15 protein-coding genes are annotated in these 13,836 nt (G+C 66.2%); 7 read left to right on the top strand and 8 right to left on the bottom strand.

From position 1 onward, the window contains the following. Positions 1-84: 84 nt before the first annotated feature. Both ACLMAJ_RS09210 and ACLMAJ_RS09215 read left to right on the top strand, forming a co-directional pair. Positions 85-948: a class I SAM-dependent methyltransferase gene (locus ACLMAJ_RS09210; RefSeq protein ID WP_412013109.1), complete on the top strand. Its 864-nt coding sequence runs from the start codon at positions 85-87 to the stop codon at positions 946-948. A gap of 103 nt (positions 949-1,051) precedes the next feature. Further along, a complete protein-coding gene (locus tag ACLMAJ_RS09215) occupies positions 1,052-1,879 on the top strand; it encodes a formylglycine-generating enzyme family protein (RefSeq protein ID WP_412013110.1) in 828 nt (275 codons plus the stop codon). A 7-nt stretch (positions 1,880-1,886) separates the two neighbouring features. Here ACLMAJ_RS09215 and thiD read toward each other — a convergent pair whose 3' ends face one another. Then, positions 1,887-2,732: a bifunctional hydroxymethylpyrimidine kinase/phosphomethylpyrimidine kinase gene (thiD, locus tag ACLMAJ_RS09220; protein WP_412013111.1), complete on the bottom strand. Its 846-nt coding sequence runs from the start codon at positions 2,730-2,732 to the stop codon at positions 1,887-1,889. A 60-nt stretch (positions 2,733-2,792) separates the two neighbouring features. On the opposite strand from thiD, the gene ACLMAJ_RS09225 reads away from it, so the two are divergent. Continuing rightward, positions 2,793-3,965 carry a GTP-binding protein gene (locus tag ACLMAJ_RS09225; protein ID WP_412013112.1) on the top strand — a complete coding sequence of 391 codons (1,173 nt, stop codon included), beginning with the start codon at positions 2,793-2,795 and terminating at the stop codon, positions 3,963-3,965. A 63-nt stretch (positions 3,966-4,028) separates the two neighbouring features. Here the strand turns inward: ACLMAJ_RS09225 and ACLMAJ_RS09230 are convergent, their stop codons facing one another. Together ACLMAJ_RS09230 and ACLMAJ_RS09235 are read right to left on the bottom strand one after the other, a co-directional pair. Beyond that, positions 4,029-5,036: an alpha/beta fold hydrolase gene (locus ACLMAJ_RS09230; protein WP_412013113.1), complete on the bottom strand. Its 1,008-nt coding sequence runs from the start codon at positions 5,034-5,036 to the stop codon at positions 4,029-4,031. A 146-nt stretch (positions 5,037-5,182) separates the two neighbouring features. Further along, on the bottom strand, positions 5,183-6,319 hold the full coding sequence (locus ACLMAJ_RS09235; protein ID WP_412013114.1) for an epoxide hydrolase family protein: 1,137 nt from the start codon (positions 6,317-6,319) through the stop codon (positions 5,183-5,185). 86 nt (positions 6,320-6,405) lie between these two features. Between ACLMAJ_RS09235 and ACLMAJ_RS09240 the strand changes: the two genes are divergently transcribed. Beyond that, the gene (locus ACLMAJ_RS09240) at positions 6,406-7,053 is read left to right on the top strand and encodes a TetR/AcrR family transcriptional regulator (RefSeq protein WP_412013115.1); all 648 of its coding nucleotides are present in this window, start codon (positions 6,406-6,408) and stop codon (positions 7,051-7,053) included. Between the two features lies 1 nt (position 7,054). Here ACLMAJ_RS09240 and ACLMAJ_RS09245 read toward each other — a convergent pair whose 3' ends face one another. Next, complete coding sequence (locus ACLMAJ_RS09245) at positions 7,055-7,849, bottom strand: thioesterase family protein (RefSeq protein WP_412013116.1); 795 nt, start codon at positions 7,847-7,849, stop codon at positions 7,055-7,057. A 105-nt stretch (positions 7,850-7,954) separates the two neighbouring features. Continuing rightward, a complete protein-coding gene (locus ACLMAJ_RS09250; protein ID WP_412013275.1) occupies positions 7,955-9,220 on the bottom strand; it encodes a KasA/KasB family beta-ketoacyl-ACP synthase in 1,266 nt (421 codons plus the stop codon). Between the two features lie 51 nt (positions 9,221-9,271). Here ACLMAJ_RS09250 and ACLMAJ_RS09255 point away from each other — a divergent pair, with 51 nt between their 5' ends. Next, positions 9,272-9,829, top strand: a complete 558-nt coding sequence (locus ACLMAJ_RS09255; protein ID WP_412013117.1) for a TetR family transcriptional regulator — start codon at positions 9,272-9,274, stop codon at positions 9,827-9,829. Positions 9,830-9,911: 82 nt separating this feature from the next. On the opposite strand, the gene ACLMAJ_RS09260 is transcribed toward ACLMAJ_RS09255, so the two are convergent. Both ACLMAJ_RS09260 and thiC read right to left on the bottom strand, forming a co-directional pair. Then, a complete protein-coding gene (locus ACLMAJ_RS09260; RefSeq protein ID WP_412013118.1) occupies positions 9,912-10,388 on the bottom strand; it encodes a DUF1772 domain-containing protein in 477 nt (158 codons plus the stop codon). A gap of 138 nt (positions 10,389-10,526) precedes the next feature. Then, positions 10,527-12,167 (bottom strand): phosphomethylpyrimidine synthase ThiC, encoded by a 1,641-nt coding sequence (gene thiC / locus ACLMAJ_RS09265; protein ID WP_412013119.1) that lies wholly within the window; start codon positions 12,165-12,167, stop codon positions 10,527-10,529. A 226-nt stretch (positions 12,168-12,393) separates the two neighbouring features. Here thiC and ACLMAJ_RS09270 point away from each other — a divergent pair, with 226 nt between their 5' ends. After that, entirely contained in the window at positions 12,394-12,588 is a 195-nt protein-coding gene (locus ACLMAJ_RS09270; protein WP_412013120.1) for a hypothetical protein, read from the top strand. Here ACLMAJ_RS09270 and ACLMAJ_RS09275 read toward each other — a convergent pair. Next, complete coding sequence (locus ACLMAJ_RS09275; protein ID WP_412013121.1) at positions 12,585-13,058, bottom strand: VOC family protein; 474 nt, start codon at positions 13,056-13,058, stop codon at positions 12,585-12,587. The two genes, ACLMAJ_RS09270 and ACLMAJ_RS09275, sit on opposite strands and share 4 nt — an antisense overlap. An 87-nt stretch (positions 13,059-13,145) precedes the next feature. On the opposite strand from ACLMAJ_RS09275, the gene ACLMAJ_RS09280 reads away from it, so the two are divergent. Beyond that, positions 13,146-13,832: a TetR/AcrR family transcriptional regulator gene (locus ACLMAJ_RS09280; protein ID WP_412013122.1), complete on the top strand. Its 687-nt coding sequence runs from the start codon at positions 13,146-13,148 to the stop codon at positions 13,830-13,832. Positions 13,833-13,836: the final 4 nt, after the last annotated feature.

Here is a 13,836-nt window from a genome sequence, read left to right on the forward strand (position 1 = left end):
GTGTCCCGCAGTCCAGCAGGCGATCGCCTTGCGCATTCCGGAAACTGCCAGGTCATACACGGTTGGCCCACGTAGCTTGGGGGCATGACCCCGCACACAGCGCAGCATGGCGCGCACGATGTTCACCGGCACGAGCACGACGCGGGCGACCAAGCGGAGATCCTCGATCTGGATTCGGAAGTACTCGCCGAACACATCGCGTCCATCACCGCCTGGCTGCCCATCGAGACCAGCCCCAGCCGCATCCTGGATCTGGGCGCCGGAACCGGAGCGGGCACCCTCGCGCTGCTCGAGCGTTTCCCCGAGGCGGAGGTGACGGCCGTCGACCTCTCGGCCAATCACCTGTACCGATTGCAGGAGAAAGCGTCCGCAGCCGGAGTGGCCGACCGCGTGCGCGTCGTGCGGGCCGACCTCGACACGGCGCAGTGGCCCGAACTCGGCACGCCGGAACTGGTCTGGGCCTCGGCCGCCATGCACCACATGGCCGACCCCGGCCGCGCCCTACGCCAGGTCCACGACCTGCTGGCCCCGGGCGGACTGTTCGCCGTCGTCGAACTGGCAGGGTTCCCCCGCTTCCTGCCCGAAGACGCCCCGGAACAAGCCCCCGGTCTCGAGGAGCGCTGCCATGCCGCACTCGGCCATCACGACGCCGAGCAGCTGCCCCACCGCGGTGCCGACTGGGGATCCGAGCTGGCAAAAGCCGGATTCACCGTCGAGGGCCAACGCACCATCACCGTCGACATCGGCCCACCCCACACCGACGCGGTAGGCCGCTACGCACTCAGCAGTCTGCGCCGCATCCGCGGCGCCGGCGCATCCGCCCTGGCGGCCGCTGACCTGGCCGCTCTCGACCAGCTACTGGACCACGACAGCCCACACAGCATCCTGCGCCGCAACGACCTGACCGTGCGCACCGAGCGCACCGTCTGGGCCGCACGCCGCACCTGACCCTTGCCATGCTCGACAAGGTAAGCGCGGGGAACACCACATCGGCCACCGTGCGGGTGCTGCCCTTCAGCGGCGCGCTGTCCGACCGCCTTAGGATCCAGGCGTGAGTACGGAAAACGAGATGGTTGCGATCCATGCCGGGCGGGTGACACTCTCCGATCGGCGGACGCAGCGCAGTTGGTCGGTGGATCTCGCCTCGTATTCGATGTCGTCGTTTCCGATTACCCAGGCGCAGTACGCGCAGGTCACCAGGCAGCGGCCGAGTGTCGCGCACGGCGATCGGTTGCCCGTCGAGACTGTTTCGTGGTGGGACGCGGTGCGATTCTGCAACGCCTTGTCACTGAGCGAGGGGTTGTCGCCCGCCTATCGCCTCGATGCCGATGCCGATGCCGATGCCGATGCCGATGCCGCCGTTGGCACGGCCGCTGCTGCCACGGTCGCTGCCCCGGCTCCCGCTGCCGCTGTTGCAGATATCGATGCTGCCGCCAATGGCGCTGGCGAGGGTGGTGGTGTTGCCGACAATGGCGACGGCGATCCCGACGGTGGCGGCGTCGTATGGATCGCTTCCGCCGACGGCTATCGGTTGCCGACCGAGGCCGAGTGGGAGTACGCCTGCCGGGCGGGGACGACGGGGCCGCGGTATGGCGAACTCGACGAGATCGCTTGGTATCGCGGCAATTCGGATGAACGGATGCACGAGGTGGGTGGCAAGCTGCCCAATGACTTCGGCCTGTACGACATGCTCGGCAACACCTGGGATTGGTGCTGGGATGTCTACGACGCCGCGGTGTACGGCGACTATCGAGTGCTGCGCGGCGGCGGATGGTTCGACGAGCACTGGAGTTGCCGCGCGTCGGTGCGACGTCGCAGCCACCCGAGCTTTCGGCCCGACGATGTCGGGTTCCGCGTGGTCCGTTCGGTATCGCCCTGATCCAGGCTTACGAGTCGGTCAACCGCCACAGCGGTGACACCGGGCCATGGCCCGCGCCCAGGTTGTAGGACGTGGCGAGGCAGCGGTAGGTCCACTCCTTGGCGAAGGCGACCGCGTCGGGGACCGAATAGTCGTTGGCGAGGGCGCACGCGATGGCGGCCGCCAGGGTGTCGCCGCCGCCGTGATCGTTGCCGGTGCTGATCCGCGGTGCGGCGAATTCCAAGAACTGCTCGCCGTCGAAAAGTAGATCTGTGCTGTATTCGGACGAGCGCAGGTGCCCGCCTTTCACGATCGCCCACTGCGCGCCGAGTGCGTGCAGCGCCTCGGCGGCGCGGCGTGCGCTCGGGTCGTCGGTGACGTCGATGCCGGTGATCAGCCGGACCTCGTCGAGATTCGGGGTCACCACGGTCGCCAGCGGAATCAGCGTGTGCCGCACCGCATCCAGTGCCTCCTCGTGCAGGAGCGGATCACCGTGCATGGACGCCGCGACGGGGTCGACCACCAGTGGAATCGTCCCGTCGCGCCCGATCCCCACTTCCTGGCAAACCCCGGCGACGGCCTCGATGATGGCGGTCGAGGCCAACATCCCGGTCTTGGCCGCGCCGACTCCGATATCGCCGACCACCGTGCGCACCTGATCGGCCACGATGTGCGGCGGAATCTCGTGAAAGCCGCTGACGCCCAACGAATTCTGCACCGTCACCGCTGCCACCGCCACGCACGCGTGCACTCCGCACATCGCCATGGTGCGCGAGTCGGCCTGGATTCCGGCACCGCCGCCCGAGTCCGTGCCCGCGATGGTGAGTGCGCGGACCGGGGTCCGACCCTCGGAGGGAAGAGGCAGCAATTTCACACCCCAGACCCTACGACCCGCCGGTCATGCCGAGAAGGTGCCCCGGAATCCCCGAAGTAAATGAAAACCATTATCATTAACCGGGTGACCACTTCATCGACCACCGACCCGCTACCCGTCACCGTCCTGTCCGGCTTCCTCGGCGCGGGCAAGACCACGCTGCTCAACCACATACTCGCCAACCGGGAGGGCCGCCGCGTCGCGGTCATCGTCAACGACATGAGCGAGGTCAATATCGACGCCGCGCTTATCGCCGGCCAGGGGCATCTCGACCGCACCGAGGAAAAGCTGGTCGAACTCACCAACGGCTGCATCTGCTGCACGCTGCGCGAGGACCTGATCGAGGCGGTCGGCCGCCTCGCTCGCGAGGGCCGATTCGATCAGCTGGTCATCGAATCCACCGGTATCTCCGAGCCCATGCCGGTGGCCGCCACCTTCGACTGGGAATTCGAGGATGGTTTCACACTCGGCGACATCGCGCGGCTGGACACCATGGTCACGGTGGTCGACGCGTCGACCTTCCTCACCGAGATCGGTCGCGGGCAGGCTCTTGCCGAGCGGAATCTGCAAGCGGCAGAGGGGGATGCGCGCACCATCGCCGACTTGCTGGTCGACCAGGTGGAATTCGCCGACGTCCTGCTCGTCAACAAGACCGATTTGGTGAGTGACGCGGTCGCGGGTGCGGTGGAAGCTACTGTGCGCAGGCTGAATCCACGCGCCGAGGTGCTACGCATCGAGCAGGGCATCGTGGACTTGGCCGAGGTGCTCGGCACTGGCCGCTACAACCCGGTGGTCGCCGCCGAGGCCGTTGGCTGGGAGGAAGAACTCGCGGGCGGGCACCTCCCCGAGACCGAGGAATACGGCATCCGCAGCCTGACCTACACCGCCGACCGCCCCTTCCATCCCGCCCGCCTCTCCGAGGCGCTCGACCAGATGCGAGGGCTGTTGCGCAGCAAGGGTTTCTGCTGGATCGCGAGCAGGGCGGGACTGGCAGCGGTCTGGTCGCAGGCCGGTCCGAACCTGGTGTTCGAACCGGCCGCCTGGTGGACTTCGCTGGAAGTGCCACCGGGACAGGAGATCGTCTTCATCGGCGTCGAGCTCGACCGCGATCGGGTGCGCGGAATGTTGGACGCCGCAGTGCTCACCGACGCCGAATTCGCTGCGGGCCCGCTGGAATGGGCAGGCTACGTCGATCCCTTTCCGGCCTGGGGTGAGTTGCACGAACACGCGTGAGTGAGTGCCCGCGCCCCGCTGTGTGGGTGGGGCACAGCGAACAATGCCTGAACTGCGCGACCCTCAGCGCGCCAGTAATTCTCGCAACGCGTTGCCGATGAATGCCGCTGCCTCGGGATCGTGACCACCACCGCTGAGATGTCCCCAAATACCGGGTACCACAGACAGTTTCGCGTTCCGCATATGACCGACGGCCCACGCCTCGTCCTCCGGAGGGAAATACAGATCCCGCTCGCCGGGCAGGGCGACCGCCTCGGCCGTGATCGAGGCCAATGCCGCGATGGTGTCGCCGTCGAAACCCGGTGTCAGACCGATATCGGCGTGCTCCCAGGTCCATATCTGGGACAGCAGGTCATTGGCGTCGGTATTCGCGAAGATGGGCTCCCACAGACCGGTGAGGAAGTCGTCGAGGGTGGCGAAACCGAGTCGCTCGTACACCCGCTCCCAGTAGAACGCCTGTGACAGTGCCCAACCTGCGAGCACGTGCGAAAACGCGCGCAGTCCGCGGTGCGGAAGTTCGCTGTAGTCGCCATCGGCGAAGGCCGAATCGGCGGTCAGTGCCGAACGCAGGCCGTCGAGGAAGACTCGGTTGTGCGGGCTGGTGTGGGACGAGCCGGTGATCGACGCGAGCCGCTGCACCATGTCGGGGTAGCTGGTGGCCCATTGGTATGACTGCGCGGCGCCCATCGATGCGCCGGTAACGAGGGCCAACCTGGTGATTCCGAAATGTTCGGTGATCAAACGGTGCTGGGCGGTGACGTTGTCGAGGATGGTGACGTTCGGGAACCGGCCGCGGTCGTAGGGGGCGGGGGTATTGCTCGGCGAACTCGACAGCCCGTTGCCGAACATATTCGGCACGATCACGAAGTAACGCGAGGTATCCAGCGCCTTGTCCGGGCCGATCAGCCACTCGTTCGCGGTATGAGTTCCGGCGAACCAGGTCGGGAAGAGAACGGCATTCGATTTATCGGCCGCGAGCTCGCCGTATGTCCGGTACGCCAGCTCGACGTCGGGCACGGTTCCACCGGCGAAAGCGAAATCCCCCAGCTCGAAAATTTCGTGATCGGTCACAACAGTTCCAAGCGAACCGGCTACCGAGGTATTCCACCGCTGCTTCGCGATATCGGCGCGGGCGAGCTTGTGTCCCGGGTCCGGCGAACGCGCCTCGGCCCGTGCCCCTGAAGCGGGGCACGGGCCGTCATGTGGGCAGGGAATACTCAGCTGAGCTGGGCGAAGAAGCTCCGGATGTCGGCGACCAGCACCTCGGGCGCCTCGTGCGCGGCATAATGGCCCGCCGCGTCGTTGGGCCCGCCGGTGGTCGAACCCACGTCGTAGGAGTTCCAGCTGACGATGTTGCTGTGATCGCGCTCGGCGAACCGGCGGATCGACTGAAAGTCGCCTTTGAACATCGCGAGCGCGGTCGGCGTCTTGGTCGGCTCGGCCTGCTGCTGTGCGACGTGCGCGTCCTCGTAGTAGAAGCGGATGGACGAGCCCGCAGTGCCGGTCAACCAGTAGATGGCCACATTGCCGATCACGAAATCGTGGTCGATGCTCTCACCGAACAGCTGCGAGTTCCAGCCGAGCAGGCCGACCGGCGAATCGCTCAGCGCGAAGGCCAGGGTCTGCGGCTGCTGGCTGTGCAGGGTATTGAAGGCCATCTTGTTCTCGTGGAACCACTGGAGATGCGCCAGCGCGGCCATGTCGTCCTCGGACATCCCCTCGAACTCCGACGGGTCACCGGACGGGAATGAAAACAGCTGGGTGACATGGACTCCGACGACGCGCTCGGAATCGATGCGGCCGATCTCCGGCGAGACCATCGAGCCGCCGTCGTTGCCGATGGCGCCGTAGCGCTCGTAGCCGAGGCCGCTCATCAGCTGCACCCACGCCTTGGCGGTGCGGTCGCGACCCCAGCCGGTGCTGCGGGTCGGTCCGGAGAAGCCGAATCCCGGCAGCGAGGGAATGACCAGGTGGAAGGCGGGGTCCTCGGCCGACTCCGGCTCGGTGAGCGGCGCGATGACGTCGAGGTATTCCAGGATCGAACCCGGCCAGCCGTGGGTGAGGACCACCGGGAGCGCGTCGGCCCGCGAGGACTTGATGTGCAGGAAGTGGATGTCCTCGCCGTCGATCTCGGTGATGAACTGCGGGTAGGAGTTCAGCTTCGCCTCCAGCGCCCGCCAGTCGAAACTATCCAGCCAGTACTCGGCCAGAGCGCGCACCCGCTCGTTCGGGACGCCGTAGGAGTCGCCGACGCCGCCGAGCTCGTTCGGCCAGATCGCCCGCCGCAGCCGGTCGGCCAGGTCGTCGAGCTGGGTCTGCGGAACGTTGATGGTGAAGGGGCGGAAGGTGCTCATGTGCTTCTCCTTGTGAAACGGAATGCTTCGTTCTGTTTGAAGAGTAGCAGAACGGATCATTCCGTTTCAAGTGCTACGCTGAAATCATGCCGAAAACATCCAAGATCCCAGCTCAGAAGGCCCTGCCCGGCCGCAAGGCGCAGGCCGCCCGCAATGACGGACTGATCCTGGACGCCGCAAGGGCGGTGTTTCTGGCCGACCCCAACGCGCCGATCGCCGCCGTCGCCGAACGCGCGGGCGTCGGGATCAGCGCGCTGTATCGCCGCTATCCGAGCAAAGAGGACCTACTTCGCACGCTCTGTCACCAGGGCCTGCGCCGCTATAACGCGGAAGCCGAGGCCGCACTGGAGGATTCGGACGGCTGGCACGGGTTGGTCGGATTCCTGGAGCGGGTGGTCGACGCCGACGTGCACTCGCTGACGGTGCATCTGGCGGGCACCTTCACCCCCGACGAGTCGATGCTGCCCGACGTCATGCGTTCTGGGCAGCTGGCCGAGGAGTTGGTCCGCCGCGCGCACGCCTCCGGGCGCCTGCGCCCCGACGTGAATACCTTGGACGTCGGCCTCATCCTGGAAGCCGGTACCGCCATCTCGATGCCGGACCCACAACGCACCGCCCAGCTGCGCCGCCGCGTCCTCGCCTTGCTCATTGCGGGGCTGACGGTCGAAGGCGAACTACCGGGCCCGCCTCCCGAAGCAGGCGAATTCGCCTGGCGCTGGCAGCGACCGCAGTGAACTATCCGCGATCGGCGAGCAGCAGGGTTTGGGTGCTGCGGCCGAGGGGCCCTTTTTCGTCGAAGAGGGCCGATTCGGCCAGGCCGATGCCGTGCGGTTGGGGATAGGTGACGGCGTCGAGGCAGACCCATTCGCCTGCGGGCCCGCGGTGCAGGGTGACGGTGAGGTCGGTGTTGATGAACAGGTAGCGCGACCAGTCGAGCACCGAGCTGACGCCGTTGCCGGAGTCCGCGGCGGCGAGGGTGCGCTCCAGCGGGCTCGGGGTGGTACCCGCGACGATCGGGTATTTGAGCCGAATCCAGCAGACCGCCGGGCCGGGCTCGGCGAATGACCCTGTGATGAACCGGTATTCGATACCGGTATGGAAGCCGACCGGCTGGCCGGAGGGAAACATCGACGGCACGGCCTGCTCGGGTCCCGGTTGGATGCCGGCGGGCAGGATTCGCTCGGGCAGATCCAGTTCGGGCTCCGCCAGTTTGAAGCGCCAGGCATTGGCTTTCATCACCGGGCCTCGCTCGGTGGACAGCGTCGCCTCGATGAGTTCGACGCTGCGCCCGGGGCGTGTCACACGCGCATCGACGGTCAACGGCGCCAATGGGACCGGGCCGAGGATTTCCACCGAGACCCGGCCGACCTGGAAATGCTCCCGCGGTGCGCAGCGTTCGATCGCGTGACCGAGCAGTGCGGATGGTGGACCGGCATGTTGGGCGTCCGGCGACCACGGGCCTCGGGTGAGCTCGGTCGAGGTGAACCGATTCGGGTCCGTCGGATCCGGCAGGTAGAAGGCGTCGGCCACGTCGTTATCCGTCCATAGGACCGGCATCGTTGCCGGTCGGCGAGTTGCTTTGTTCCGTTAACGATTCCTCTCGGGACGGTACTCCGGTGCGTCGGCCGGTCCTGGTCAGGCCCGGCCGAAGGCGAGGGCGACGTTGTGGCCGCCGAAACCGAAGGAGTTGTTGAGCGCGTAGTCGATCCGTTGGCTGCGCGGGGCGCCCGCGACGATATCGAGGTCGATGTCGGAACCGCGATTGTCGAGATTGAGGGTGGGTGGGACGATTTGGTCGCGCAGGGTCAGGATGGTCAGGATTGATTCGAGCGCGCCGACCGCGCCGATCGAATGTCCGAGAGCGGATTTCGGTGCGTAGACAGAGGCGTCGGGGACGACGGCCGCGATCGCGTTGGCTTCCGATGCGTCGCCGACCGATGTCGAGGTGGCGTGCGCGTTGACATGCTCGATATCCGAAACCCTCAGGCCCGCAGTGCTTATCGCCTTGCGCATAGCCCGTGCCGCGCCGATTCCTTCCGGATCCGATGCGACGATGTGGTAGGCGTCCGAGGTGATTCCCGCACCGAGTACCCGGCCGTGGATCCGTGCGCCGCGCGCCAGTGCGTGGCGCTCGGATTCGAGGACGATGAGTGCACCGGCCTCGCCGAAGACGAAGCCGTCGCGGTCGCGGTCGAAGGGGCGCGAGGCCCGCTGCGGTTCGTCGTTGCGGGTGCTCATCGCGCGCATCATGGCGAAGCTCGCGATCGGCACCGCGTGGATGTGGCCTTCGACGCCGCCCGCGACCACGATGTCGGCCTCGCCGGTGCGGATCAGCCGCCAGGCGTGCGCGATCGCCTCCGATCCGGACGAGCATGCCGACACCGGCGCGAAAACACCTGCCTGCGCGCCGATTTCGAGCCCGACGGTCGCGGCTGGGCCATTGGGCATCACCATCGGCACCGACAGCGGTGAGACCTTCCGGTAGCCGCCGTCGCGCAGCGCGTCGACCGCGTTGATCAGTGCGTCGCCGCCGCCGAGGCCGGTGCCGATCGCGACGGCGAGCCGCTCACTGTCCACCGCCGGCGCACCCGCATTGCTCCAGACGCGACGTCCGAGCACCAGCGCCATCTGCTCGACATACGACAGTCGCCGCTGCTCGATCCGCGTCAACTGCTCGCCGGGTTGTGACCTCAGCTTGCCGCCGATCCGCACCGGCAGTTCGTACTCGGCGACGAAATCGTCCTCGAGCATCCGGATGCCGCTGTGTCCGGCAAGCAGCGCGGACCAGGTGGCATCCGCGTCGTCGGCGAGCGATGTGGTCGCGGCGTAGGCGGTGACCACGACGTCGCGCGCAGCGCCCCGGGTCTCCGAAGCGTTCTCTGAAGCAGTTTCTGAAGCGATTGTTACAGTCACGGAGTCATGGATACCTGTAGCACTCGCTACAGTCAACTCATGGCCCGCCCACTCGACCAAGCGAAACGCGCCGAACTCCTCGCCGACGTCGTGCAATACATCGCCGATCACGGCCTCGCGGACCTATCGCTACGCCCACTCGCCGCCGAACTCGGCACCAGCTCTCGGATGCTGATCTATTACTTCGACACCAAAGAGGAGATGCTCGTCCAAGCGCTCACTACCCAGCGCCCCGACATCGCGGCACTGTTCGCGGAGGTCTCCGACGCCGCGCAGCTCCGGCTGCGACTGAGCGACTTCTATACCGCGAGCCTGTCCGGCGCGGGCGCCACCAGTGTGCGAGTCCTACTGCAGGTGCTCGGAACGGCCTGCGCGCCACGCAGCCCCTACGCCGCCTACGCCAACGCCGCGATCGCCACCTTCGTCGCCGCCCTCGCCGACGCGATACGTCGAATCGCGTCGGTCGAAGATCCCGAAGCCGTTGCCACGCTATTGATTTCCGGGCTACGTGGCGTCATCCAAGACCGCCTCATCACCGGCGACATCGACCGCGCCGACCGCGCCGCCCACCGCCTGATCGCACAGAATCTGCCGTGACGGCACCCGCATTGCGTCGAACGCGCGTGAGCCGCGCATCCGAGGTCGGAGTGCGCGGCTCATAGCGGGCGTGGCCGTGGTGTCACGCAAGGGCGATGGCGGCGCACAAGGCTGCGATGGCCGTGAACTGAAGGGCCACTCGGCCGTTGACGACGCTGTCCCACTTGTCCTGTAGGGCACGGGCATTCGGCGGAATGATGCCGGACGTGGCGGCGGCGGTCTGTATCGCGTTGATCGGCTTGGCGACCCGCACATAGATCGCGAGCCAGGTGAGCAGCGCCGCCACGGCGATACCGGCCGCGATCGCCGCGGCGAAGTGCCCGCCGATGGCCGCGATGATCGTGGTCGCTACCGCGGTTACCACTCCGCTGATGCCGACGATCGGCATCCGCTTGTCCGCGAAGAAGTGGCCCCAGCCTGCGTTGATCGTCATGGCGCGGTCGTCCAGTTTCGCGTGGACCGATCGCATGACCATTGCGGCGAGGGTGTCGGTGCCGTAGACGATCGCATTCGTGAGGACCGCGGCGATGGCGAGGAGTTGGATGATCGTGGTGAGCATGGCGGCTTCCCTTCTCTGTTCTAGCTTCGATAGAGAATCTAGCACAGCTAGATTTTAAAGCAAGCCGAAATTCGGAGCGCCACCCTGACCCCGATCCGATACGGCCGGAGTGGGAACCCCACCCCGGCCGTTCCCTTGCTAGGACACGATCGGCAAGTAGACCTTGTTGCCCGCGTCGGCGAACTCGGCGGATTTCTCCGCCATGCCCGCCGCGATCATCCGATCGATGTCCTCCTGCGTTTCCAGCCCGTTTTGCTGGGCGAAGTCGCGGACATCGGCCGAGATGCGCATCGAGCAGAACTTCGGTCCGCACATGGAGCAGAAGTGGGCGGACTTGGCGGGCTCGGCGGGCAGGGTTTCGTCGTGGTACTCGCGGGCCGTATCGGGATCGAGCGCGAGGGCGAACTGGTCGTGCCAGCGGAATTCGAAACGGGCCTTGGACAATTCGTTGTCCCGGTCCTGGGCGTGCGGGTGCGCCTTGGCGAGGTCGGCGGCGTGGGCGGCGATCTTGTAGGTGATCACGCCGACCTTGACGTCATCGCGGTTGGGCAGGCCGAGGTGCTCCTTGGGGGTGACATAGCAGAGCATCGCGGTGCCCGCCTGTGCGATGATCGCCGCGCCGATGGCCGAGGTGATGTGGTCGTAGGCGGGTGCGATATCGGTGGCGAGCGGGCCGAGAGTGTAGAACGGAGCCTCCTCGCACAGTTCCTCTTCCAGGCGCACGTTCTCCACGATCTTGTGCATCGGCACGTGGCCGGGACCCTCGATCATCACCTGCACGCCATGGGATTTCGCGATCTTCGTCAACTCGCCGAGGGTGCGCAGCTCGGCGAACTGGGCCTCGTCGTTGGCGTCGGCGATGGAGCCGGGACGCAGGCCGTCGCCGAGGGAGAAGGTCACGTCGTACTTCGCCAATATCTCGCAAAGCTCGGCAAAGTTGGTGTACAGGAATGATTCCTGGTGATGGGCCAGGCACCAGGCGGCCATGATGGAGCCGCCGCGCGAGACGATGCCGGTGACCCGCTTGGCGGTCAGCGGCACATAGCGCAGCAGCACACCGGCGTGCACGGTCATGTAGTCGACACCCTGCTCGCATTGCTCGATCACGGTGTCGCGGTAGATCTCCCAGGTGAGTGCGGTCGGATCGCCGTTCACCTTTTCCAGCGCCTGGTAGATCGGCACGGTGCCGACCGGAACGGGGGAGTTGCGCATGATCCACTCGCGGGTTTCATGGATGTTCTTGCCGGTGGACAGGTCCATGATGGTGTCGGCACCCCAGCGGGTCGCCCACACCATTTTCTCGACTTCCTCTGCGATGGAGGAGGATACGGCCGAGTTGCCGATATTCGCGTTGATCTTCACAAGGAACTTCTTGCCGATGATCGTCGGCTCCAGCTCCGGGTGGTTGTGATTGGCGGGGATCACCGCGCGGCCGATGGCCACCTCGTCGCGCACCAGTTCCGGCGCGACGCCCTCGCGAGCCGCGATGAAACGCATCTCCGGGGTGATGATTCCTTGCCGCGCCCAGGCGAGCTGGGTGGGCGGACCGGCGACCTCGGGCCTGCCCCAGTCCGCACGTAGTTTCGGTAGACCCGTCTCGACGTCGATGGTGGCCGTGTCGTCGGTGTAAGGACCCGAGGTGTCGTAGACGTCGAAATGTTCGCCGTTGGTCATATTGATCCGACGCACCGGAATGCGCAGACCGTCGACCTCTTGATAGTGCTTGACGCTGCCTTCGATGGGACCCGTTGTCACGGTTTCGACAGGTGTAGTCGTCATGGAAATCCTCCCTACGCCGGCATTACCCGGTCAGGTTCATACGGTCGACAGCCCTGACGCCCGAATGGGCTAGCTGTCCTCTCAGCCCGCTGGTGCGAGCCCCCGTTGGCGATGTGAAATTTTCCCGGCCGACCATACCCGCACACCCCGATGCTCCGCCCGATGATCGGACGAACAGCCAGCCACCGTGACAACCGACCGCGCCGGTCCCGGTAGATTCGACAACGTGAAATTCACCCTGGAAGTGGACCTGGACGTCCTGCCCGACGGCGTGCAGGCCCCCGCCGATCTCGCTGACGAACTAGGCCGAATCCTGCGCTACTGGGGCGGCAACATGAAGCACTACCAACTGGTCGAAGGCGACGCCTCCGACATCTACAACTCCGCCTACCGCCAGGTCGGTGCCTGGCGCATCGACTAACCGTTGTAGGCGTCGCGCATCGCTTGCACGTCGATTTTCTTCATCCCGAGCATCGCGGTCATCGCTCGGTCCACGGCGGCGCGGTCGGGGCCGGTCAGTAGCTGGTCGGCCTCGGAGGGCCAGATCTGCCAGGGGACGCCGTATTTGTCGTTGAGCCAACCGCATTCGATTTCCTGGCCGCCGTCGGCGAGCAGAGCGATCCAGAGGCGGTCGACTTCCTCCTGGCTATCGCAGTTGACCAGCAGGGACATGGCGTGGGTGTAGTGGTATTCGCCGCCGCCGTTGATGGCGGTGAACTTCTGACCGTTGAGTTCGAAGTCGACGAGCATGGTCGTGCCGGTCTCGCGTGGGCCTGCCTCGCCGTAGGGCACCACGTTGGTGATCTTCGAATCCTCGAACAGTGAACAGTAGAACTCGGCCGCTTGCTCGGCCTGCGTGTCGTACCAGAGATTGGTCACGATTTTCTGCATGGCGATCCTCCTGGGTGAAGTTGCGTGCAGTAGTACAGACGCTACGGGGGACCGGAATTCATCGCGGGCTCCGGCTATGGTCGAGAGATGACCCGCAGCAAATCCGCCGCGCGGCCCGAACCGGAATCGGTGCGGCGCCGGATCCGCGGCCTCGACGCCGAACAGCGCAGCGCGCAGCGACGCGATCAGTTGCTGGACGCGGCGACCGAACTGTTTGCCGAAAAGAGCTTTTCGGGGACGTCGATCGAGCAGATCTGCCAGCACGCCTTTGTCGGAACCAAGGGTTTCTACGACCATTTCGACAGCAAGGAGGCGTGCTACGTCGCGCTGCTCGTCAAGCTCACCGAGCAGATCAAGCAACGGCTCACCCAGGGCGCCGCTGAGGCCGCCGGGCTGGGCTGGCCGCAGCGCGCGACCCCCATAGTCGCCGCGTTCGTGCATGCGATAGCCGATGATCCGCGACTGGCGCGGGTGACCTTCGGCGAATCGGGCGGCATTTCGACGTCGGTGGAAAAGCAACGGCGGATCAACCGGCGCTGGGCGGCGGCCTTCCTGGAGGCTCAGTGGTCCACGCGGCCCGCGACCGATACCGACGATGAGCATCGGCGGCTCGCGCTCGCGCTCGCCACCATCGGTGGCATGTTCGAGCTTGTCACCGACTGGCTGCACCACGATGACGACGGTGGGGCATCCGATGTGGTCGAGACCCTGATCGCCGACCTCGTCGGTTTCCTCAACGCCGTCGACGCGGGCCGCCGCGCGCCGGCCGGATAGCGGA

This window comes from Nocardia arseniciresistens (assembly GCF_046764875.1).
GTDB lineage: Bacteria > Actinomycetota > Actinomycetes > Mycobacteriales > Mycobacteriaceae > Nocardia > Nocardia arseniciresistens.